The 23,297-nt window shown below is 54.7% G+C and carries 21 protein-coding genes; all 21 read left to right on the top strand.

From position 1 onward, the window contains the following. Window positions 1-34: 34 nt before the first annotated feature. Complete coding sequence (rnpM, locus tag PEH01S_RS19790; RefSeq protein ID WP_010491249.1) at window positions 35-349, top strand: RNase P modulator RnpM; 315 nt, start codon at window positions 35-37, stop codon at window positions 347-349. Beyond that, a complete protein-coding gene (locus PEH01S_RS19785; protein WP_025850713.1) occupies window positions 336-683 on the top strand; it encodes a YlxQ family RNA-binding protein in 348 nt (115 codons plus the stop codon). The genes rnpM and PEH01S_RS19785 overlap by 14 nt, the downstream gene beginning before the upstream one ends. Then, window positions 661-3,384, top strand: a complete 2,724-nt coding sequence (gene infB, locus PEH01S_RS19780) for a translation initiation factor IF-2 (RefSeq protein ID WP_127487576.1) — start codon at window positions 661-663, stop codon at window positions 3,382-3,384. Before PEH01S_RS19785 ends, infB begins: the two co-directional genes overlap by 23 nt. 6 nt (window positions 3,385-3,390) lie before the next feature. Next, complete coding sequence (gene rbfA / locus PEH01S_RS19775; RefSeq protein ID WP_025850711.1) at window positions 3,391-3,747, top strand: 30S ribosome-binding factor RbfA; 357 nt, start codon at window positions 3,391-3,393, stop codon at window positions 3,745-3,747. After that, window positions 3,744-4,730 carry a DHH family phosphoesterase gene (locus tag PEH01S_RS19770; RefSeq protein ID WP_025850710.1) on the top strand — a complete coding sequence of 329 codons (987 nt, stop codon included), beginning with the start codon at window positions 3,744-3,746 and terminating at the stop codon, window positions 4,728-4,730. Before rbfA ends, PEH01S_RS19770 begins: the two co-directional genes overlap by 4 nt. Beyond that, complete coding sequence (truB, locus tag PEH01S_RS19765) at window positions 4,727-5,668, top strand: tRNA pseudouridine(55) synthase TruB (RefSeq protein ID WP_127487574.1); 942 nt, start codon at window positions 4,727-4,729, stop codon at window positions 5,666-5,668. The genes PEH01S_RS19770 and truB overlap by 4 nt, the downstream gene beginning before the upstream one ends. Window positions 5,669-5,715: 47 nt before the next feature. Then, entirely contained in the window at window positions 5,716-6,675 is a 960-nt protein-coding gene (locus PEH01S_RS19760; RefSeq protein WP_127487572.1) for a bifunctional riboflavin kinase/FAD synthetase, read from the top strand. A gap of 173 nt (window positions 6,676-6,848) precedes the next feature. Then, window positions 6,849-7,118: a 30S ribosomal protein S15 gene (gene rpsO, locus PEH01S_RS19755; protein WP_025850707.1), complete on the top strand. Its 270-nt coding sequence runs from the start codon at window positions 6,849-6,851 to the stop codon at window positions 7,116-7,118. A 310-nt stretch (window positions 7,119-7,428) separates the two neighbouring features. Beyond that, window positions 7,429-9,531 carry a polyribonucleotide nucleotidyltransferase gene (gene pnp, locus PEH01S_RS19750; protein ID WP_127487570.1) on the top strand — a complete coding sequence of 701 codons (2,103 nt, stop codon included), beginning with the start codon at window positions 7,429-7,431 and terminating at the stop codon, window positions 9,529-9,531. Between the two features lie 169 nt (window positions 9,532-9,700). Beyond that, window positions 9,701-10,741 (top strand): polysaccharide deacetylase family protein, encoded by a 1,041-nt coding sequence (locus PEH01S_RS19745; RefSeq protein WP_127487567.1) that lies wholly within the window; start codon window positions 9,701-9,703, stop codon window positions 10,739-10,741. A 69-nt stretch (window positions 10,742-10,810) separates the two neighbouring features. After that, window positions 10,811-12,061: a M16 family metallopeptidase gene (locus tag PEH01S_RS19740; RefSeq protein ID WP_025850704.1), complete on the top strand. Its 1,251-nt coding sequence runs from the start codon at window positions 10,811-10,813 to the stop codon at window positions 12,059-12,061. After that, window positions 12,054-12,509 (top strand): dUTP diphosphatase, encoded by a 456-nt coding sequence (dut, locus tag PEH01S_RS19735; protein WP_025850703.1) that lies wholly within the window; start codon window positions 12,054-12,056, stop codon window positions 12,507-12,509. Before PEH01S_RS19740 ends, dut begins: the two co-directional genes overlap by 8 nt. 185 nt (window positions 12,510-12,694) lie before the next feature. Continuing rightward, window positions 12,695-13,594 carry a dipicolinate synthase subunit DpsA gene (gene dpsA, locus PEH01S_RS19730; RefSeq protein WP_025850702.1) on the top strand — a complete coding sequence of 300 codons (900 nt, stop codon included), beginning with the start codon at window positions 12,695-12,697 and terminating at the stop codon, window positions 13,592-13,594. After that, window positions 13,591-14,184, top strand: a complete 594-nt coding sequence (locus tag PEH01S_RS19725; RefSeq protein ID WP_127487565.1) for a dipicolinate synthase subunit B — start codon at window positions 13,591-13,593, stop codon at window positions 14,182-14,184. The genes dpsA and PEH01S_RS19725 overlap by 4 nt, the downstream gene beginning before the upstream one ends. 43 nt (window positions 14,185-14,227) lie before the next feature. Next, the gene (locus PEH01S_RS19720; protein ID WP_127487563.1) at window positions 14,228-15,268 is read left to right on the top strand and encodes an aspartate-semialdehyde dehydrogenase; all 1,041 of its coding nucleotides are present in this window, start codon (window positions 14,228-14,230) and stop codon (window positions 15,266-15,268) included. An 84-nt stretch (window positions 15,269-15,352) separates the two neighbouring features. Beyond that, on the top strand, window positions 15,353-16,570 hold the full coding sequence (gene dapG, locus PEH01S_RS19715; protein WP_127487561.1) for an aspartate kinase: 1,218 nt from the start codon (window positions 15,353-15,355) through the stop codon (window positions 16,568-16,570). A 28-nt stretch (window positions 16,571-16,598) separates the two neighbouring features. Continuing rightward, window positions 16,599-17,474 carry a 4-hydroxy-tetrahydrodipicolinate synthase gene (gene dapA, locus PEH01S_RS19710; RefSeq protein WP_025850698.1) on the top strand — a complete coding sequence of 292 codons (876 nt, stop codon included), beginning with the start codon at window positions 16,599-16,601 and terminating at the stop codon, window positions 17,472-17,474. Window positions 17,475-17,682: 208 nt separating this feature from the next. Continuing rightward, complete coding sequence (locus tag PEH01S_RS19705; protein WP_127487559.1) at window positions 17,683-19,359, top strand: ribonuclease J; 1,677 nt, start codon at window positions 17,683-17,685, stop codon at window positions 19,357-19,359. 199 nt (window positions 19,360-19,558) lie between these two features. Further along, window positions 19,559-20,311, top strand: a complete 753-nt coding sequence (locus PEH01S_RS19700; RefSeq protein WP_127487557.1) for a ClpP family protease — start codon at window positions 19,559-19,561, stop codon at window positions 20,309-20,311. Continuing rightward, entirely contained in the window at window positions 20,308-20,544 is a 237-nt protein-coding gene (locus tag PEH01S_RS19695) for a YlzJ-like family protein (protein WP_025850695.1), read from the top strand. The genes PEH01S_RS19700 and PEH01S_RS19695 overlap by 4 nt, the downstream gene beginning before the upstream one ends. Before the next feature lie 114 nt (window positions 20,545-20,658). Then, window positions 20,659-23,232, top strand: a complete 2,574-nt coding sequence (locus PEH01S_RS19690) for an FtsK/SpoIIIE family DNA translocase (RefSeq protein WP_127487555.1) — start codon at window positions 20,659-20,661, stop codon at window positions 23,230-23,232. Window positions 23,233-23,297 lie beyond the last annotated feature (65 nt).

The following is a 23,297-nucleotide window of genomic DNA, read 5'->3' as shown; positions in this document are numbered from 1 at the left end:
CGGTCTGACGGCCATGCGGGAGGGGGATGATCCGATGAAACAAAGAAAAATACCTCTGCGTAAATGCGTAGCCTGCCAGCAGATGATGCCTAAGAAAGAACTAATCCGCGTGGTGAAAACGCCGAATGATGAACTGCTCATCGATTTGACGGGAAAAAAAGCCGGACGCGGCGCCTATTTGTGCGGTAAACTATCCTGCTTCAAGCTGGCCAAGAAATCGCGTGCGCTGGATCGCGCACTGAAATCGTCGGTCAGTCCGGATATTTACGACGCTCTCGAGCAGGATTTTATTAAGGTGGAAGACGAATTTATTGCCGGAAAAGACGCGGTGGATGATGAACAAGAATAGCGACAAATTTTTCTCGAATCTGGGGCTCGCCATGCGGGCGGGAAAGCTGGTTACCGGTGAAGACATGGTGATCGAATCGGTCCGAAGCGGCGAAACGAAGCTTGTGATCGTGGCCGAGGACGCTTCCGCAGGCACCTTCAAGAAAGTGAACGATAAGTGCATTTATTATCAAGTTCCTATCCATCAGTACGGCCGTCGGGATCAGCTTGGAGCCAGTATCGGTAAAGAAGCGCGAGTCGTCATTGGGGTAAACGATGCGGGATTTGCGCGGATGTTGTTGAAGCAGTTAGATCGTACGGAGGTGGACGGTATTGACCAAACAAGACAACAATAAAGACAAACTCAGAGTGTACGAATATGCCAAATCTTTAAATATGAGCAGCAAAGAGATCATCACAATTTTAAAAAGACTGGATATTCCGGTCAACAATCATATGAGCGTAATGGAGAATGATGCGGTGTCGAGTGTAGAGAAATTTTTCAGAGACGTTAAAGCCAATGCAGCAGCAAAACGGGGCGAGGGCGGAGCCAAAACAGGGGATAAGCCGTCGAATCGTCCGGAGTCCAAGCAACAAACCGTAGCGGCGCAGCCGAAACCGGAACAACGCCCGCAAACGGCGCAAGTACAATCAGCTTCACCTAAGCAAAATAACGGTCAGGGACAAAACAGGCCGCAGGGTCAGGGCGGCGAAGGCCGTCAAGGCCAAGGCCAGTCCCGCCAAGGGGATCGCCAAGGACATGATCGCAATCGCGGCGGCCAAGGAGGCCAAGGCGGCGGCAATCGTGGAGGTCAAGGCGGCTATCGCGGCGGTCAAGGCCAGGGTCAAGGAGGCCAAGGCGGCGGTTATCGCGGCGGTCAAGGCCAAGGTCAAGGAGGCCAAGGCGGCGGTTATCGTGGCGGTCAAGGCCAGGGTCAAGGAGGCCAAGGCGGCGGCAATCGCGGCGGTCAAGGTCAGGGTCAAGGGGGCCAAGGCGGCAACCGTGGAGGTCAAGGCGGAGGCCAGCAGGGCCAGCGGCCGGATCAACGCAGAGGCGGCGGCTTCGAGCAGCGCAATAACGACCGCGGCGGCAACCGGCAGGCGTCCATTCCTCCGAAACCGGCGGCAACGGCCGTCGGCGTAGATTTGGACGATTCGGCATCCAACAGAGGCGCAAAGAAATCGAAACCGAACCATAATAAACGCTTTGAAGATAACCGCGGCGGCAAGGGCCAACAAAACCGCGGGAAAGCTCAAGGCCGGGGCGGCAGAAATCAGGAGCCGCCGAAACCGAAGATCGACAATACGCCAAAGAAAATTATCGTGCGCGGAACGATGACCGTGGGCGAGACGGCCAAAGCGCTGCATAAGGACGCTTCCGAAGTGATTAAGAAGCTTCTGTTCCTCGGCGTGATGGCAACCATCAATCAGGAGCTTGATCTGGATGCGATCCAACTGCTTGCATCCGAATACGGCGTTGAGGTCGAATTGAAGATTCCGGTCGAGGAAGACAAATTCGAACAATTCGAAGAGCAGGATGACGAAGCGGATCTGATGGAGCGTCCTCCGGTCGTTACGATCATGGGTCACGTTGACCACGGAAAAACGACTCTGCTTGATGCGATCCGCAAGACAAGCGTGACCGAAGGCGAAGCCGGCGGTATTACGCAGCATATCGGCGCTTATCAAGTAGAAACTCACAACAAAAAGATTACGTTCCTCGATACGCCGGGTCACGAAGCGTTTACGTCCATGCGTGCCCGCGGCGCACAGGTGACGGATATTACCATTATCGTGGTTGCGGCCGATGACGGCGTCATGCCGCAAACGGTAGAGGCCATCAGCCACGCCAAGGCGGCGAAAGTGCCGATTATCGTTGCGGTCAATAAAATCGATAAGCCGGATGCGAACCCGGACCGGGTCAAGCAAGAATTGACCGAATACGAGCTTGTTCCCGAAGAGTGGGGCGGCGACACGATTTTCTGCAACATTTCCGCGAAGCAAGGAATCGGGCTGGAAAATCTGCTCGACATGATTCTGCTCGTAGCCGAAGTACAGGAGCTTAAAGCCAATCCGAACAAGCGTGCCAGAGGCACGGTCATCGAGGCCGAGCTGGACAAGGGCAAAGGGCCGGTGGCGCGTGTCTTGATCCAGCACGGTACGCTCAAAGTGGGCGACAGCTTCGTAGCAGGCGTCTGCTTCGGACGTGTGCGGGCTATGATGAACGATAAAGGACGCAAGCTGAAAGAAGCCGGGCCTTCGACGCCGGTGGAAATTACCGGTTTGACCGAAGTGCCTCAGGCCGGCGACCCATTCCTGGTCTTTGAGGACGAGCGTAAAGCGAGAGATATCGCCGAGAAGCGCGCCATCACGCTGCGTCAATCCGAAATGGGTGCGAATGCCCGCGTTACGCTGGACGATCTGTACAAACAGATTAAAGAAGGCGAAGTCAAAGATCTTAACGTTATCATTAAAGCGGACGTTCAAGGTTCTGCCGAGGCCCTCAAAGGCTCCTTGGAGAAAATCGACGTCGAAGGCGCTCGCGTTAAAATTTTGCATAGCGGCGTCGGAGCTATTACCGAGTCGGATGTCATTTTGGCTTCGGCTTCCAATGCGATCGTTATCGGCTTTAACGTCCGTCCGGAGCCGCAAGCGAAAAATACCGCCGAGCAGGAAAAAGTCGATATCCGTCTGCACAGCATCATTTACAAGGTCATGGAAGAAATCGAGCAAGCAATGAAAGGGCTTCTCGATCCGGAATATAAAGAAGTCGTTATCGGGCATGCCGAAGTCCGCAACATCTTTAAAGTGTCCAAGGTCGGCACAATTGCGGGCTGCATGGTAACGGACGGCAAAATCGTCCGTTCCGCCGAGGTGCGGATTGTCCGCAGCGGAATCGTCGTATTCGAAGGCAAGATCGAATCGCTGAAACGATTCAAGGATGATGCGAAAGAAGTGGCGCAAGGCTACGAATGCGGTATATCTTTGGAGCGTTTTAATGATCTTAAAGAGGGAGACACGATTGAAGCCTTCGTTATGGAAACTGTAGAGAGGTGATCCGCTATGGCAAAAATTCGCGTGGGCAGAGTCGGGGAACAAATCAAGAAGGAATTAAGCCAGATCATTCAATCCGAACTGAAAGACCCGCGCATCGGTTTTATTACCGTGACCGGCGTCGATGTGACGAATGATTTTTCCCAAGCCAAAGTATTCTTGAGCGTGCTTGGCAGCGACGAACAAAAGGAAGAAACGCTGAAGGCACTCGCCCGCGGTACCGGATTTATCCGTTCCGAGCTCGGCAAACGAATTCGGATGCGCAAAATTCCGGAACTGCTGTTTAAGTTCGACGCCTCGATTGATTACGGCAGCAAGATCGAAACGCTCCTTCACCAAATTAACGAGGGGAACGCGGAAGCATGACGGCAGCGGAATATGCCGTACAGCTTCAAGCGGCGGCCGGGTTTATCCGCGAGCAGGATGATTTTCTGGTCGTTGCCCACGTGCAGCCCGACGGCGACGCCGCCGGGTCCACGTTTGCGGTTGCCTGGATGCTGCAGTCGTTAAATAAACGGTTCACACTGATCAACGAAGGCCCGATCCCGGAGAAGTTCATGTACATGGCCGGGCCTCATGAGGTCATCGAGTTCGAGAAAGCTCCGCCCGAACGCAAGTTCGCGGCGGTGATCTCAGTCGATTGTGCGGATTTCGCACGAATCGGCTCCGTGAGCGAATGCTTCGAGCCGGAGCGGAAGCTGCTGAACATCGATCATCATGCGACCAACGACGGTTTCGGAACCGTTAATCTTGTGCGTGCCGATGCCGCGGCTACCGTGGAAGTGCTGTACGATCTGGCACGGGAGCTGAATCTGGAGTTCACCCCGGAGCTGAACAATTGTATTTACACCGGTTTGCTTACCGATACGGGAGGCTTCCGTTATTCGAATACGACGCCCAAAGTGATGCAGATTGCGGCAGATATGCTGGCGCGCGGTGTGAAGGGGCACGAGCTTGCCGAAAGGCTGCTCGAAACGATGACTCTCGGTCAGGTATCCTTGCTGAAGCGAAGCCTCAATACGTTGTCCTTTGCCCATGAAAACAAGGTTGCCTGGCTGTCCGTCACCTTGGACGATTTGTCCGCTACCGATGCATCCAGCGACGATATGGACGGACTCGTCAACTATGCCCGCAATGTCGAAGGGGTTGAGGTCGGCATGCTGTTTAAGGAAAAAGAGCCCGGAATTATTAAAGTCAGCTTCCGGTCCGGAGGGTTGGCCGATGTGGCGGCAATTGCCCAAAAATTCGGAGGCGGCGGGCATGTCAAGGCGGCCGGTTGCACGATTCGCGGTGCGATGTCCGAAGCGGTCGAACGAGTCGTTCGGGAAGTAGGGATGGCGCTCGCATGACAACGGAATTGGAAGGCATTTTGCCCGTTTGGAAGCCGAAAGGCTTTACTTCACACGATGTGGTGGCTAAAGTGCGCCGCATCGTAAGAATCAAGCGGATCGGTCACACGGGAACGCTCGATCCCCAAGTGACAGGCGTCCTGCCGCTTTGCATCGGCAGGGCGACCCGGCTTGTCGAGTACATCCAAGAGCTGCCGAAAGCGTACGAAGCGACTCTGCTCTTGGGACTTTCCACCGATACGGAGGACTTGTCGGGGGAAGTGCTGGAGCGGGTGGAGCGTCTTGGAGAACGGTTGACGCCGGAGCAAGTGACCGCGGCGGCCTTACGCTTTGTCGGCAACATTGAACAGGTGCCGCCGATGTATTCCGCCGTCAAGGTGGACGGCAAACGATTGTATGAGCTGGCCCGGCAGGGCGTTCAAGTGGAGCGGAAGTCCCGAACCGTCACCATTTACGGCATCGAAGTGCTGGAGACGGACTGGTCGGGAGATTATCCGCAGGTCAAGTTTCGCGTCGACTGCTCCAAGGGAACGTACATCCGCACGCTGTGTGCGGATATCGGACAAGCTCTCGGCGTTCCTGCCGTAATGGGGGAGTTGGTGCGAGTCTCGACCGGACATATCGGGCTGGAACGCTGCCTGACGCTTGAGCAGATCGAAGCTCTCCACCAACGCGGAGAGCTCGCCGAGCGTTTGATTCCGATGGAGCAGGCGGTTGCCCATTTGCCGTCCGTCCGGCTTTCTTCCGTTCAAGCACAGAAAGCGCTGCAGGGTCAAAAAATTCGCGCCAGCGAAGGGCAGAAGGCGGCATTAAACGCCTTTTCGTCCACCGGCGAGCGGGCGGTCGCTTGCTTCACGGAAGAAACGGGCGCGTTAATCGGTCTTTTTGACTGGGATTCGGAACCGGGCTTGCTGCTGCCGGTCAAAATATTTTCTTGAGCTTGAGCGGTAAACGCACCAAAGAAATGTAGGTGAAGGATACATCCATGGAAACGGTACAGCTATCGTATCCGCTGCCGCAGGACGGCCGTCCGGACGATTCCGCCAAGGTGCTGGCGATCGGAGATTTCGACGGCGTTCACCTCGGTCACCGGGAAGTGATTCAGAGGGCGGTCGAGCGCGGGGCCGAGCTTCAACAGCCGGCTGCCATCATGACGTTTCATCCGCATCCCAGACAAGTGCTTGGGATGGACAAATACACCAGGCTGCTCACGCCGCTCGCGGCGAAGCAGGAATTGCTGCGGCAGCTTCAGGTCGACGCGACCTATGTCGTGAACTTCAGCGAATCGTTTATGCGCGTCACGCCCGAACAGTTTGTCGAGCACATGCTTGTGCCGATGAAGGTCAGTACGGTTTTCGTCGGATTTGACTTCACCTTCGGCTACAAGGGCGCAGGGACCCCGGATACGCTGTGCGATTTGGCCAAGGGGAGATTTGCGGTCGAGGTGGTTCGTCCGTTTCACAGGAACGGAGAGAAGGTAAGCAGCACTTTGATTCGCGAATGCTTGCTGCGCGGCGATATTGCCGAAGCGAATGCGCTGCTTGCCCGGCCTTACCGGCTGGAAGGGACGGTCGTACACGGAGACGGGCGGGGCCGTACCATCGGTTTCCCGACCGCGAATCTTGAGGTAAGCCAGCCTTACGTCATTCCGGCCAATGGCGTCTACGCCGTACAGGTCACTGTCGGGGGCCGCAAAGTAGGCGGGGTCATGAATGTCGGGGTGAAGCCTACCTTCGTCACCGGACTGACGCAGCCCGCGCTGGAGGCGCATTTGTTCGATTTTCACGAAACGATCTATGGAGAGAACGTGCAGGTGGAACTGCTCGCTTTTATTCGCGAAGAACGGAGATTCGCTTCGGTTCAAGAGCTGATTTCCCAGATCGGTCAGGATGCGGATCAGGCGCGTTCGATCCTTGCGGCTCGGAATACGGTACAAAACTCGTAATTTTATTTTACTTTTATAAACAAACTATGGTATACTATGAAACGTTGTCGATTCAACATGCTTTTGCATGAGGAAATCAGGACATCGCATGAACCTTGGCATGGAGAATCGAGTACTCCATCGGTCTCTGGGCCATAGGGGATATACTTATTATTTTCGGAGGTGACTCAATCATGGCATTGACACAAGAACGCAAGCAGGAACTGATCCAAACGCACAAAACGCATGAAAGCGACACTGGATCTCCAGAAGTGCAAGTTGCAATTCTTACGGAAAACATCGTGAACCTGACGAACCACTTGAAGACGCACAAGAAAGATCATCATTCTCGTCGCGGTCTGCTCAAAATGGTCGGCCAACGCCGTAAGCTTCTGACGTACTTGAAAAACAAAGACGTCAAACGTTACAGCGCTTTGATCGAAAAACTCGGTCTGCGCCGTTAATTCAGCCTTACAACTAAAGCAACCACGTTTGTCCTTTGTGCACGCCGGAACGCCTGGCGTACGGATGCACGGGCTGCGGGGTTGCTTTTTTAAAATATCGGGATAGCCTTAACTTGGCAATTTGTTCGGTCAGGACTGATCGTTGCCGCAGGCATAAGCTGCATTTTTGAGTTACTATTTTCATAAAAAGAAGGAAATACTGACTGATATGCAGAATGGTTAAGGAAGACCTTCGGTCGAATGATCCCTACATAACGAATTCCGGACATGGAATTTCAGAAGCTTTGAACGAAAATTGAGGAGGTTGAATATGGAGAAGCAAGTGCAGATGGATCTCGGCGGACGTCCGTTGATTCTGGAAACCGGGCGTCTGGCGAAGCAGGCGAACGGCGCTGTCGTTGCGCGCTACGGCGAAACCGTCGTGCTATGTACGGTAACGGCTTCTGCCGAGCCGAAAGATTTGGATTTTTTCCCTCTAACCGTAAACTATGAGGAGCGTCTTTATTCGGTTGGCAAAATCCCCGGAGGCTTTATTAAAAGGGAAGGGCGTCCCAGCGAAAAAGCGATTTTGTCCAGCCGCTTGACGGACCGTCCGATTCGTCCGTTGTTTCCGGAAGGGTTCCGCAATGACGTGCAGATCGTTGCGATCGTCATGAGCGTGGATCAGGAATGCGCGCCGGAAATTGCGGCAATGATCGGAACCTCCGCAGCGCTCAGCATTTCGGACGTACCGTTTAACGGTCCGGTTGGCGGCGTCATTGTCGGACGGGTGGACGGGCAGTTCGTCATTAACCCGACCGTCGAGCAGTCGGAAAAAAGCGACATTCACCTCGTCGTGGCAGGCACGAAGGATGCCATCATGATGGTCGAAGCCGGTGCGGAAGAAGTGCCGGAGGAAGTGATGCTGGAAGCGATCATGTTCGGTCATGACGAAATCCGCAAAATCGTTGCCGTTCAGGAGCAATTCGTGCAGGAAGTCGGCAAGCCGAAAATGGAAGTCAAGCTTCACAGCGTCGATAGCGAAGTGAATCAAGCGGTTCGCGAGTTCGCCCAAGCGCGACTGGTCGAAGCGGTCAAAATTCCGGAGAAGCATGCGAGACAAGATGCGATCGACGCGATCAACAACGAAGCGAAGGAGCATTTTGCCGCGGTCTACGCCGAAACGCCGGAGAAAATGGCCGACGTCAAAGAAACGCTGTACGATATCGTGAAAGAAGAAGTGCGCCGCTTGATTACGCATGATAAAGTTCGCCCGGACGGTCGCGGACTCGATGAAATCAGACCGATCGAATGCGATATCAACCTGCTGCCGCGTACGCACGGCTCCGGCTTGTTTACCCGCGGCCAAACGCAGGCGCTCAGCGTCTGTACGCTTGGAGCGCTCGGCGATGTGCAAATTCTCGATGGTCTTGACCTGGAAGAATCGAAGCGGTTTATGCATCACTACAATTTCCCGCCGTTCAGCGTAGGCGAAGCCCGACCGCTGCGTGCGCCGGGACGGCGCGAAATCGGACACGGGGCGCTCGGCGAACGCGCGCTGGAGCCGGTGATTCCTTCCGAAGCCGACTTCCCGTATACGATCCGTCTGGTTTCCGAGGTGCTGGAATCGAACGGCTCGACCTCGCAGGCGAGCATTTGCGCGAGCACGCTGGCGATGATGGATGCAGGCGTTCCGATCAAAGCTCCGGTAGCGGGCGTAGCCATGGGGCTGATCAAGGACGGGGAGCATTACTCGATCTTGACGGACATCCAAGGGATGGAAGACCATCTCGGAGATATGGACTTCAAAGTGGCCGGTACCGCCAAAGGCGTCACCGCGCTGCAGATGGATATTAAAATCGACGGCATCGATCGGGCGATTTTGACGGATGCGTTGGAACAGGCGAAAAAAGGCCGCATGCACATTTTGAACAAAATGCTGGAGCGTATTTCGCAGCCGAAATCGGACCTGTCGCCTTATGCGCCGAAAATCGTCACGATGCAAATCAACCCGGACAAAATCCGCGATGTCATCGGAGCGGGCGGCAAAATCATCAACAAGATCATCGAAGAAACCGGCGTGAAAATCGACATCGAGCAGGATGGCCGCGTCTACATCGCTTCGTCCAACAGCGAGATGAACGAAAAAGCGCGTCAAATCATCGAAGGCATCGTCCGCGAAGTGATCGTCGGGGAAACGTATCTCGGCACGGTGAAGCGGATCGAAAAGTTCGGCGCTTTCGTCGAAATTTTACCGGGCAAGGAAGGCTTGGTGCACATCTCCCAGTTGTCGACCGAGCGGGTAGGCAAGGTTGAGGATGTCGTCAAGATCGGCGATGCGATTACCGTGAAAGTAACGGAGATCGACAACCAAGGCCGCGTCAATTTGTCGCGTAAAGCGGTATTGACGGCGCAAGTTCCGGCCCAAACCTAATTTAACGCTTGAGTGTTCAAGCGAGCATGCAGAAAGAGCCAGAGCAGTCTGTCTCTTTTTTGTTTGCCCGAAATTCCGGATTCCAGCCGCGGCGCTCCCTATACGTTGGTCTAAACCTGTCCTGCAGGGCATAAGATGGGGACAAACAGGTGTGGACAGGAGAATGGGCATGAAACGCAAACAATGGTTAGCTGCGTCATTATGCTTTGGAGCGCTGCTGCTCGGCCTGCAGTTTTCTCCGGAGGTCGATCGGTTCGTGCAGCATGCGCGAGAAAAGAACGGCACCGAATGGGCTGCAGACGATGTACGGACGCGGTCTTCTCTGCTTTCGCTTAGGGCATGGCATGACGAAGGGGGAGAGCGCCGTGCCAGAATGCTTGAGAGAATCAAGGCCGAGGCGGCGAAGCGCAATATACCGCCGGTGGATGCCAAGATCGACCGCGTCTGGAAAGCGATACCGGGATATAACGGGCTTGAGGTCGATGTGGAGAAGTCGTTAGAGCTGGCGGAGCAGCAGTCGTTTCCGGAAACGCCGCAGCTTGTGTTCCGCGAGGTGCCGCCTCAGATCGATCTGGATCAGCTCGGACCGAATCCCATCTACAAAGGCAATCCGGCGAAGCCGATGGCGGCTCTCATGATCAATGTGGCGTGGGGCGACGAGTATTTGCCGCGGATGCTGGACGTTCTGCGCAAGGAGCAGGTGCATGCGACCTTTTTTTTCGACGGGATGTGGCTGCGAAAGAATATTCCGACCGCCCGCAAAATTATGGGGGAAGGACATGAGGTCTCCAATCATGCTTACTCTCACCGGGACATGAGCAAGCTGAGCCGCACGCAAACCGCTGCCGAAATCAGCAAGACCGAGACGATGCTGAAGCAGGAATTGGGCGCGCAGAACCGTCTGTTTGCCCCGCCATCGGGCGACTACAATCAAATGACCGTAGACGTCGCGCATGAGATGAACCTGCGCACCATTCTGTGGACGATCGATACGTTGGATTGGAAGAAGCCGGAGCCGTCTTCCATCGTGCATAAAATCGCTACCCGGATCGAGCCGGGCTCGCTGATCCTGATGCATCCCACGTCTTCGAGCAGCGCCGCGCTGCCGGGCATCATTCGCGCAATTCGGGCCAAAGGGCTGTCTTTGGGCACCGTGAGCGAGGTAATCTCGCCCGCTCGGGTTCCGGAGGTTGAGTCCGCCGGACAATAATGGTAATATCAGAATGTTATACCTATGCAGGGAATCAAGACTTCGCCGTACCGAGGAGGCTTAAAGCGTTTGGACAAATACACACTTACCAACGGACTGCGGCTCGTCATCGAGAAAATTCCGACGTGCCGCTCCGTTGCTTTCGGCATCTGGGTCAAAACCGGATCGCGCAGCGAACATGAGACGAACAACGGCATTTCGCATTTTATCGAGCATATGCTCTTTAAGGGAACGGAAAAATACTCCGCCAAAGATATCGCCGAAATTTTCGACGGCATCGGAGGCAACGTGAACGCCTTCACCTCCAAGGAGTATACATGCTATTATTGCAAGGTGCTGGACGAGCATCTGCCGCTTGCGGTGGAAGTGCTCTCCGACATGTTTTTCGGTTCGTTATTCGATGAGACGGAATTGGAAAAGGAAAAAAATGTAATCTACGAAGAAATAGCGATGTATGAAGATACCCCCGACGATATGGTGCACGATCTTATTGCCCGGGCCGCTTTCGGCGGGCATTCGCTTGGACGTACCATCATCGGCACGCAAAGCAATCTGGCGGCAATGACCTCCGATACGCTCAAGGAGTATATGAAGTCGCAGTATACGATTGCCAATACGGTCATCAGCATCGCCGGCAACATCAACGACGATGTCGTCGGGTTGATCGAGAAGCATTTTGGCAGCTTCGCGAATGCGGGCTCGCAGGCTCCGCTTGAGCCTTTGGCATTCCGGAGCGGCTCCGAGTACCATCAGAAGAAAACCGAGCAAAATCATATCTGCTTATCGCTGCCCGGGTTAGCTGCGAAGGACGACCGGCTGTATGCGATGATCCTGCTGAACAATGCGATCGGCGGCGGCATGAGCTCCCGGTTATTCCAGGAAATCCGCGAGAAACGCGGGCTGGCCTACTCGGTATATTCCTATCATTCTTCCTACCAGGATGGCGGTCTGTTTACCGTCTATACCGGTACGGCGCCTAAGCAGACCGAAGAAGTGCTTAAGGTGACGCTTGAGCTGCTGGCCGACATCAAGGAGAAGGGATTGACCCCGACGGAGCTGAAGAAGGGCAAGGAACAGATGAAGGGCAGCTTGATTTTGAGCCTGGAAAGCACGAGCAGCCGGATGAACCGGATCGGGAAGAACGAGCTGATGCTTGGCCGACATTACAATCTGGATGAAATGATCCAACGGATCGAAAGCGTGGAGATGGAGCATGTTCAAGCGCTGACGTCGGAGCTGCTGTCCGTACCGTTTGCGCTGGCTATGGTCGGGCAGACGAATGATGCCATCGCCGGATTTAGGAGGGATCAGCTTGTCTGAACGAATCGAAGTGTTCATTAAACGGCTGCCGGGGAACGAGGACATCGCGCTGCCGCAAAAAATGTCTGAGCTGGCCAGCGGCTTTGACTTGTACGCGGCCGTAAGCGAGCCGGTCGACCTCGGGCCGGGCGAACGGGCGCTCATTCCGACCGGATTTGCGCTTGCCATGCCGGCAGGGCTGGAAGCCCAAATCCGTCCGCGAAGCGGACTTGCTTTTAAACACGGGATCACATCCTTAAATACCCCGGGCACGATCGATGCCGATTACCGCGGCGAAGTCAAGGTGCTGCTGATCAATCACGGCAAAGAAACGTTTACCATCAACCGTAACGAGCGTATTGCGCAAATGGTGTTCCAAACGGTGCCGCTCATTACGCTGACCGAGGTAAACGAGCTGGACGAGACGGCACGCGGTGCGGGTGGGTTCGGGCACACGGGAACAAAATAAGGTAGACTGACAAGCTAAGCGTTTTTCCGCAGGCCGGCAATTCGGCCTGACGGAAGAGCGCTTTTTTGTTGGCCGCCGAAGGATGCCCAGCCGCTGGCGATTGGGGACTTGATCTGCTGGAACCCATCTCTGGGCTGTCGCATAAGATGATTTATCGAGAGCGACATGGAAAGAGGTGAGAATGAATGCTGACCGGGATTCAAGTAGCGTTGATCGGCGGCGATGCCAGGCAGCTCGAGGTGATTCATAAATGCTCCGAACTCGACGCATCCGTCGTCTTGTTCGGCTTTGATAATTTGCAGAACGGTTCAAGCGGGATCACCAAGGCAGAATTGACGCCCGAAGCGCTTCAGGCTGTGGATGCCGTCATTTTGCCTGCTGTTGGGACGGACGATCAAGGAAATGTGGACAGTCTGTTTTCATCCAAAGAATTGCGACTTACCCATGAACATATAGCTGCTCTGCCGAAACATGCCATCATTTTTACGGGCATGGCCAAACCTTACTTACGCGAATTATGCTCGAACGAAGGCATCGGGCTGATCGAATTGTTCGACCGTGACGATGTGGCGATTTACAACTCCATTCCGACAGCCGAAGGCGCGGTGATGATGGCGATTCAGAACACGGATATTACCATTCACGGTTCGGAATCGATGGTGCTGGGCTTCGGAAGAACCGGAGCGACGCTCGCCCGCACGCTGCAAGGCATGGGCGCGAAGGTCAGGGTGGGCGTGAACAAGCCTGAATATTACGCCCGTGCGATCGAGATGGGAATGAACCCCTTTTATACGCAAGAGCTGATTTCCCACGTATCCCAAGTGGATTTGCTGTTCAACACCATCCCGGCCATGGTGGTCACCGCCCAAGTCATCGCCAATATCCCGCATCGCGCCATTATTATCGATCTTGCATCCAGGCCGGGCGGAACCGATTTCCGCTATGCCGAAAAACGCGGTGTCAAGGCGATGCTCGCGCCGGGGCTGCCCGGGATTGTCGCCCCGAAGACGGCCGGGCGCATCATTGCCGATACGCTGACCCGCATCATCATGGAGGACGCAAGACGAAGGAGGAACGGGGAATGAACTGGGATCAATTGACGGTGGGCTTCGCGTTGACCGGCTCTCACTGCACGTTTGCCGAAACGATGCCGCAAATCCGGCGCTTTGTCGATGCCGGGGCCAAAGTCGTGCCCATCGTATCCAATACGATCATGACCACGGACACGCGTTTCGGCACCTCGGCAAATTGGCAAAAAGAGTTGAAAGAGATCACAGGAAATGATATTATTTCTTCAATTGTAGATGCAGAACCGCTCGGTCCTTCGAAACTCCTCGACATAATGGTTATTGCCCCCTGTACCGGGAATACGACGAGCAAGCTTGCCAACGCCATGACGGAAAGTCCCGTGCTGATGGCGGCCAAAGCGCAGATGCGCAACGGGAGACCGCTCGTGCTGGCGATTTCGACAAATGACGGATTGGGACTGAACGCGACGAACATCGGTAAGCTTCTGATTACCAAAAACATTTATTTCGTCCCGTTCGGCCAGGATGCGCCGACGGTCAAGCCGAATTCGCTTGTGGCGCGTATGGATTTGATCATGGAAGCTTGCGAAGCGGCCCTTCAGGGCAAGCAGCTGCAGCCGATGCTGATTGAACGGTTTAATTACTGATCCTGCATTTTTCATCATTTATCTTTAGGGGAGAGGACAATACATGTCGAATCAAAAGTTGTTTAACGTCGCAGTAGTAGGCGCGACAGGTGCCGTAGGAGAACAGATCCTCCGTTTGCTGACTGAACGGAATTTCCCCATTCAAGAGCTGAAGCTCTTGTCCTCGGCCCGGTCGGCAGGCAAGAAACTTCAGTTCAAAGGCCGTGAAGTGACGATTGAAGAAGCAACGCCGGACAGCTTTAAAGGCGTGGACATCGCCCTGTTCAGCGCAGGAGGCGACGTCAGCCGGGCGCTGGTTCCGGAAGCGATCAAGCACGGAACCGTATGTATCGACAATACCAGCGCGTTCCGGATGGACCCGGAAACGCCGCTTGTCGTACCTGAGGTAAATATCGACAAAGTCAGCGACCACAAAGGCGTCATTGCCAACCCGAACTGCTCTACGATTCAAATGGTGCAGACGTTGAAGCCGCTATACGACCGTTTCGGCATTTCCCGCATCATCGTTTCCACTTACCAAGCCGTATCCGGCGCCGGCGCCAGCGCGATTAACGAGATGCTCCGCCAGTCCCGCGAAGTCCTGGAAGGAAATGTTGTGGAGCCGCAAATTTTGCCGGTAGGCTCTTTGCCGGTCAAGCATCAAATCGCATTCAACGCTATTCCGCAAATCGACAAATTTGTGGAAAATGGCTTTACTTATGAAGAAATGAAAATGATCAACGAAACAAAAAAAATTATGGGTGACGACACGCTGGAAGTTACCGCGACTTGCGTGCGGATTCCGGTCGTTTACGGCCATTCCGAATCGGTTTATGTCGAGCTTAAGCAAGATTTCGATATCGAAGAGGTGAAACGCCTGCTGGCGGATGCCCCGGGGATCGTGGTGCAGGATAACGCTGCCGAACAGCTGTATCCGCTGGCTACGGAAGCCGCAGGTAAGCTGGAAACGTTCGTCGGCCGTATTCGCCGCGATCTTAGCAACCCGAGAGCCCTCAATCTGTGGATCGTATCCGACAACCTGCTGAAGGGAGCGGCTTGGAACGCCGTTCAAATTGCCGAATACATCGCGATCGAGCAGCAATAAATGGAACTATACTGGCTTTCTGAGACATTCAGGAAGCCAGAATTTTGCTTTTAACTATGGCAGATGGATAAGGGGAGAGATCAGATGAGGATCTTGGTGCAAAAATTTGGAGGCACATCTCTTTCCACAGCCGAGGCTAGAACACACGTTATTGAACACATCCAAGATGCTTTGAACCAAGAATACAAAACGGTTGTTGTTGTTTCGGCTATGGGTCGCAGAGGGGAGCCTTACGCAACGGACACGCTACTGGATTGGATTGGTCAAAATGGAAATAATCTTCCTGCGCGCGAAAGAGATATGCTGCTATGCTGCGGCGAATTCATCTCGGCCGCTACGCTTTGCAGCCTACTGAACGCCGAAGGCATTCCTGCCGTTGCTTTAACCGGTGCGCAAGCGGGAATTTTAACGAATGACGAGTTCGGCAATGCCCAAATCGTCTCGATCCGGCCGGGGCGGATGCTTGAGCTGCTGGAGCAGGGGAACGTCGTTATCGTCGCCGGCTTTCAAGGCGAGACGGCGACGGGCGATTTCACGACGCTCGGCCGGGGCGGAAGCGACACGTCGGCTACCGCGCTTGGAGCGGCTTTAAATGCGGAGCTCGTTGAAATCTTCACGGATGTGAGCGGTATTTTGACGGCAGATCCGCGGATCGTGGAAGAAGCAAGGCCGCTTTCGGTCGTCTCGTATATGGAAATCTGCAACATGGCGCATCTGGGCGCCAAGGTCATTCATCCCAGAGCGGTAGAAGTCGCTATGAATGCCGGGATTCCGGTGAGGGTGCGCTCTACGTTTTCCAAGGACAAGGGAACGCTTGTTACGCATGCCGACGCGCTTCGGAACGAATCGGACGCAGTCCAGGACCGGTTTGTGACGGGCATCGCCCACGTGCCGAATATCTCGCAAATTCGGGTAGCGCCTCAGGAAGGCAGCTACGATCTTCAGCTTAACGTGTTTAAAGCGATGGCGCGGCAGCGAATCAGCGTCGATTTTATTAACGTCAACCCGTCCGGCGTCGTATACACGGTCTTTGATCATGAGGCGGAGCGGGCGGCCGAAACGCTTCAAGGAATGGGCTACACGCCGCACATCACGCCGAACTGCGCGAAAGTTTCGATCATCGGGGCGGGAATGAACGGCGTACCCGGCATCATGGCCCACATTGTCGAAGCGCTTACGGAAGAGGACATCCAAATTCTGCAATCTGCCGATTCGAACACAACCATCTGGGTATTGGTGCAAGGCGACGATATGGTCAAAGCCGTCCGTGCCCTGCACCGCAAATTCGAGCTCCATAGATAACGCATAATGTTTTAGGAGGAGACAGCACGTGGATTTTGGCACAATGATAACCGCCATGGTTACGCCGTTCGATGACAAGCTTAGTATCGACTGGACACAATTTGAGAACGTGATGGACTACTTGATCGAGGAGCAGCAAAGCGACAGTCTCGTCATCTGCGGCACAACCGGCGAATCTCCTACGCTAACTGATGAAGAGAAGCTCGAAAGTTTTCAAAGGGCTGTAAAGCACGCGCGCGGCCGCTGCAAAATAATTGCAGGGACCGGCAGCTACGATACCGCTCATTCCATTCATTTGTCGCAAGCGGCCGAAAAGCTGGGTGTCGATGCGCTGCTTCTGGTGGCGCCGTACTACAATCGGCCTTCGCAAGAAGGACTTTTTCAGCATTACAAAGCCATTGCCGAGTCGGTTAACATCCCGATCATTCTTTATAACGTGCCCGGGCGGACCGGCGTCAATATCGACCCGGAAACGACGATTCGTTTGTCGCACATTCCGAACATCGTAGCGACGAAGGACTGCACCGATACGGACCAGTTGACACAGATCATTACCGGTGCCGCCCCGGGCTTTCTTGTCTACAGCGGCGACGATAGCGCCACACTCCCCGCTTTGGCGGTGGGAGCGCGGGGAATCGTGAGCGTTGCCAGCCATGTGATCGGCAAAGAAATGAGAACGATGATCGATCGTTACTTGCAGGGCGAAGTAAAAGAGGCAGCGAGGCTTCATGGCCAGTTGCTACCGGTGTTCCGCGGGCTGTTCTTATGCCCTCATCGCGTACCGAGTCCTGCTCCTGTCAAGCATGCGCTCAACCTAAAAGGACTTCGCGTGGGCGGGGTTCGTCTGCCGCTCGTGGACGTCACGGAACAAGAAAAACAATTTATCGCTTCGCTTTTTGCATAAGCTATACGACAATCGGTGCCCTGCGGCATCGGTTTTCTTTTTTTGGGAATAATACGCTTTACGCTGGGTGGATGGCGAAATGACCGGCTCACTTGTAAAGAGTCTTTTTTTTCATGTATAATGATGTCAAGTGACTGGTGCGGTTAAAATTTGGTTTTGAATAATCATATGGAAATCGTCGTCAATTACATTGAGGAGGTTTAGTTACTTGTCCAAGAAAAATATAGACAAATTAACGATTTTCGCCCTGGGCGGCGTGGGTGAAATCGGGAAGAACATGTATGTCGTTCAATATGCGAACGATATTGTAGTCGTAGACTGCGGCTTGAAATTTCCGGAGGAAGATATGCTCGGGATCGATATCGTCATTCCCGATATTTCTTACTTGATGGAAAATCGCGATAAAGTGCGCGGAATCGTCATTACACACGGCCACGAGGATCACATCGGCGGCTTGCCGTACGTTCTTAAGCACCTGAACGTCCCGGTGTACGGAACAAGGCTGACGATGGGCCTGATCGAGATGAAGCTGAAGGAAGCGAATCTGCTCGGTGAAACGAAACGGATTGTCATTACGGCCGATTCGGAATTAAAGCTCGGCTGCATGACCGCGACATTCTTCAAGACGAACCATAGTATTCCCGACTCGGTAGGGGTATGCTTGGAAACGCCGGAAGGCAACGTGGTTCATACCGGTGACTTCAAGTTCGATCAGACGCCGGTCAACGAGCAGTACGCGGATCTTCACCAGATGGCAGCGATCGGCCGCAGAGGCGTTATTGCACTGTTGTCGGACAGCACGAATGCGGAGCGTCCGGGATATACCGGTTCGGAGCGCAGCGTAGGCGCGGAAATCGAAGACGTATTCCGGAAAGCGAAGCAACGTGTCGTGATCGCAACCTTCGCCTCCAACATTCACCGGATTCAGCAGGTGATTGACGCGTGCGAATCGACCCGCCGCAAGCTGACCGTGATCGGACGGAGCATGGTAAATGTCGTGAGCATCGCCAGCGAGCTGGGGTATCTGCGCATTCCGGATGGAATGTTGATCGAACCGGAGGAAGTGAACAAACTCGCGGCCGACCGCGTAGCCATTCTGTCTACAGGATCACAGGGCGAGCCGATGTCGGCGCTGACGCGGATGGCCCGCTCCACGCATCGCAAGATGGACATTTTGCCTGGCGACACCGTCATCATCGCCGCTACGCCGATTCCGGGGAATGAGCGGTACGTAGGGCGGACGGTGGACGAACTGATGCGCATTGGCGCGCATGTCATTTATGGACCTGGCTCGATCACGGGGGTACACGTATCCGGACACGGCAGCCAGGAAGAATTAAAGCTGATGCTGAATATTATGCGTCCGAAATATTTTATCCCGATTCACGGGGAGTACCGGATGCTTCGCCAGCACGGGATGCTTGCCGAATCGGTCGGCATCGCGCGCGAAGATATTTTTATCGTGGATAACGGCGATACGGTGGAGATTCAGGACGGCGTCGCCCGCAAAGGCTCCAAAGTGCCGGCAGGCAACGTTCTGATCGACGGTCTCGGCGTCGGCGACGTCGGGAACATCGTGCTTCGCGACCGCAAGCTGTTGTCCCAAGACGGCATTCTGGTCGTCGTCGTAACGCTCAGCAAGCAGGATGGGACGATCCTGTCCGGTCCGGATATTATCTCTCGCGGCTTCGTATACGTGCGGGAGTCGGAAGGATTGCTGGAAGAAGCGAACCGGATCGTGACGAGCACGCTCCATCGCTTAATGAACGAAAATGTCAATGAGTGGGCTTCGCTCAAAACCCATGTCAAAGACGCGCTCGGCCGATTTTTATATGAGCAAACCCGAAGAAGACCGATGATTTTACCAATCATCATGGAAGTGTAAAACTTCCCACCAGTCATACGAGCTCACTTTAGGATAGAGTCGAATAAGAAGCGGTTCTTGTAAAGACCACGTAAACGGAGGGCAGATTCCCACGGTTTACGCGGTCTTTTTTCCGTATATCCTTCTCGGAACCCCGCATAGTTTTGGCCGACTGCACCATACTAACAAGGACATTTCAGCTAACGGAGGGATGTTCTTCATGCAATCCAACGACAAACAAGAGCAGCAGCCGGTGCAGCCGCCCCAAGCGCCGACAACGGAAGAAGGACGCAAAAGCGCGACGGTCGATACGATTCAGCAGTTAGGGCAGACAGCTGCGCCTACCACCGAATCCAATATTTTTTGCATGACCATTATCGGTCAGGTGGAGGGACATATCGTTCTGCCGCCGCAAAACAAAACGACCAAGTACGAGCATTTGATTCCGCAGCTTGTAGCCGCGGAGCAAAACGCAAAAATTGAAGGCGTGCTTATTATTTTGAACACGGTAGGCGGAGACGTGGAAGCCGGGCTGGCGATCGCCGAAATGATCGCTACGTTGTCCAAACCGACGGTCACGCTCGTGCTCGGCGGCGGGCACAGCATCGGAGTCCCGATTGCCGTCTCGGCCAATTATTCGATCATTGCCGAGACCGCAACGATGACGATTCATCCGATCCGTCTGAACGGTCTGGTGATCGGCGTTCCCCAGACCTTCGAATATTTGGACAAAATGCAGGAGCGAGTGATCCGCTTCGTCACCCGGCATTCCCGGGTCGACGAGGAGAAATTCAAAGAACTGATGTTCAAAACGGGCGAGCTCACGCGCGACATCGGCACGACGGTCATCGGTGCGGATGCCGTCAAATACGGACTCATCGATTCGCTGGGCGGCATCGGAGAAGCCATTCGCAAGCTCAACGCCTTGATCGACGAGCGCCGCGCCGGCCATGCGGGAGGCATGATCCAATGATTCATTATTCGATACTGCCGCTGGAAACCGTCTACGAAGGAATCGAAGCGATGAAATCGTCCACCGTCGATATCGTGATGAACGGGGTCAGGATGCAGGTTGAGCCGGTCAACGCGCAGCAAGCGAGGATCGTCCGGCTGATCAGCTGCAACCCGCAGGATTTTTTGAACCCCCAATACGCTCCAGGTCGAATGATCGAGTTTCAGCCGATGGCCCGGGAAGCCGGTGAATAAAGGAAGCCGACAGTTTTCCCCGCTCCTGATTTGCCGGAGGGGAATATATTTTCGCATTCTTCGTTTAGCTTCACCCCAGTTTATGGTATAATGAAGGCTCGGGGGTGAGCGGCCTTGGCCAGGAAAAGGAAAAAGGGCAAGGGAATCAAAACAAATCTCAAATTTGAACTGTACGGCATCGTTATTTTGATTTTTTCGATCATCGCTTTATCCCGTGAAGGTTCGGTAGCCCGTTCGTTGACCTATCTGTTTCGATTTGTGATCGGAACTTGGGATTTTCTCATTCCGCTCGTGTTTATATACGCCGGATTGTACGCGATGATGAAAAGAGAATGGCCGGTTTGGCGGACGCACCGCAAGCTCGGGGTGCTTCTGATCATCCTGTCGCTGCTGCTGATGAGCCATATCAGCCTGTTCTCGCAGCTTTACCCGAAAGGGAATTTCACGGAAGGCCAAGTGCTGTCCCAGACATGGGCGAGTATGATAGACGGATTGGATCCGACGGAAAAAGGAATGGCGATTCTGACCGACGGCGTCGGCGGTGGAATGATCGGGGCGGTGCTCTACGCGGTGCTGCATTTTTTGTTCAGCAACCTGGGCGCCCGTCTGATTCAGTACACGCTGTTCGTCGTAGGATTCATTCTCATTACGGGATTATCGGTCGGCGATATCATGAACAAAATTAGCGGGCGCAAGCCGTTTGCCGAGACGCTGCTTGGCCAATACATAAAGCGCAAGCTGCTGGAGAGAAGCCGTGTGAAGGCGGCGGCCGCGAGCGCGCAGCGCAAGAAGAAGCCGTCTGTTGCAACGGTCTATGTGCCGCCCCCGGAGGACGAGTTCGACGAAGAGACGCTGAAGCCGGAGCGCAAGGAACGAAAGCCGGGAAAAATGCGCAGCTTGTTCTTCGAGCTGCTTAATCCGACCGAAACGCCGGAGAAGAGCAAGGCGGAAGGCAAGAAGAAAAAGGACCGCGTTCAACCGGAAGAGGAGGAAGAAGCGGTTACGGTCTATTCGGCGGCACCGGATTCATACGACAACGATTCCGGCTTCCCGGAACAAAACATTCCTTACGAAGAAGAACGCGAACCGGCTATTCCGGTGATCCGCGACTTTCAAGAGCAGGTTCATCAGGAGGCGGCGCGAACGTCCGACAGCTCCGCTTCGGCTCAGAAGGCCGCAGACCGGAAACCCGATTCGGCGGCTCATGAGCAAGAAGGAGCCGAAGGAACCGACGATTTTGATATCAAAAACAAACCGCTCGCTGTCCCGTACGAGCTGCCTTCCTTGCAGCTGTTGGCCAAGCCCGCTTCGGGCAAAGGAAGCGATTCGCTGGATTACAAGGCGGTTGCCCGCAAGCTGGAAGCGACGCTCGAGAGCTTCGGCGTACGCGCCAAAGTTTTGGAAGTCGTCCGTGGCCCTGCGGTTACCCGGTACGAAATCCAGCCGGACGTCGGCGTGAAAGTGAGCCGCATCGTCAGCTTGACGGATGACATCGCCCTTGCCTTGGCTGCGAAGGATATCCGTATGGAAGCGCCGATTCCGGGCAAGTCCGCCATCGGGATCGAGGTGCCGAATACCGAGGTATCCGTGGTCACGATGCGCGAGGTCATGGAAAGCCCGGCCTTTCAGGACGCGGCGTCGAAATTATCGATCACGCTGGGACGCGATATTTCCGGGCAGCCGATCGTCGGCAATCTCGCGCGTATGCCGCACTTGCTCGTCGCAGGGGCGACAGGATCGGGGAAATCCGTTTGTATTAACGGAATCATCACAAGCGTTCTTTATAAAGCCAAGCCCGACGAAGTCAAGTTTCTGATGATTGACCCGAAGATGGTCGAGCTGAACGTTTACAACGGGATTCCGCACCTGCTGGCCCCAGTTGTAACGGATCCGAAGCGGGCCTCGCTGGCGCTCAAAAAAGTTGTCGTCGAGATGGAGAAGCGGTACGAGCTGTTCTCCAAAAGCGGCACACGCAATATCGAAGGCTACAACTCGATGCTGGTGGAAACGCAAACGGGGGCGCCGCTGCCTTATATCGTCGTCATCGTGGACGAGTTGGCCGACCTGATGATGGTTGCGGCCAACGATGTGGAGGATGCGATCTGCCGCCTCGCCCAGATGGCGCGCGCCGCAGGCATCCACCTCATCATCGCTACGCAGCGGCCGTCGGTCGACGTCATTACCGGCGTTATCAAAGCGAACATTCCTTCGCGGATCGCCTTCGGCGTCTCCTCGCAGGTCGATTCGAGGACCATTCTCGACTCTGCGGGCGCGGAGAAGCTGCTCGGCCGCGGAGATATGCTCTACTTGCCGATGGGGGCTTCAAAGCCTGTCCGGGTCCAGGGAGCCTTCCTGTCCGATCAGGAGGTGGAAGCGGTCGTCGGCTTCGTCCGGACGCAGGGGCAGGCGGAATACGTGGAAGACATGGTTCCGCAGGTCGAAGACAAGCAAGAAGAGACGGAAACGTTTGAGGACGAATTGTACGATCAGGCGGTCCAAATTATTCTGGAAGCGAAGCAAGCGTCCGTATCCCTGCTTCAGCGGCGCATGCGGGTCGGCTATACACGCGCTGCCAGGTTGATCGATACGATGGAAGCACGGGGCATCGTAGGCCCTTACGAGGGCAGCAAGCCGCGTGAAGTATTGATGTCGCTTGAGCAATATCAAATGAATCGAATGAGCTCCTGAGCGAATTCCGGACATGTTACACAGGCCCAGCGATTCCCAGTTTAGGCTGAATAGAAGCTGACTCC

Origin of the sequence: Paenibacillus ehimensis NBRC 15659 (assembly GCF_004000785.1) — a bacterium.
In the GTDB taxonomy this organism is placed as follows: Bacteria; Bacillota; Bacilli; order Paenibacillales; family NBRC-103111; genus Paenibacillus_G; species Paenibacillus_G ehimensis.
This window is presented reverse-complemented; position numbering and strand designations above follow the sequence as displayed.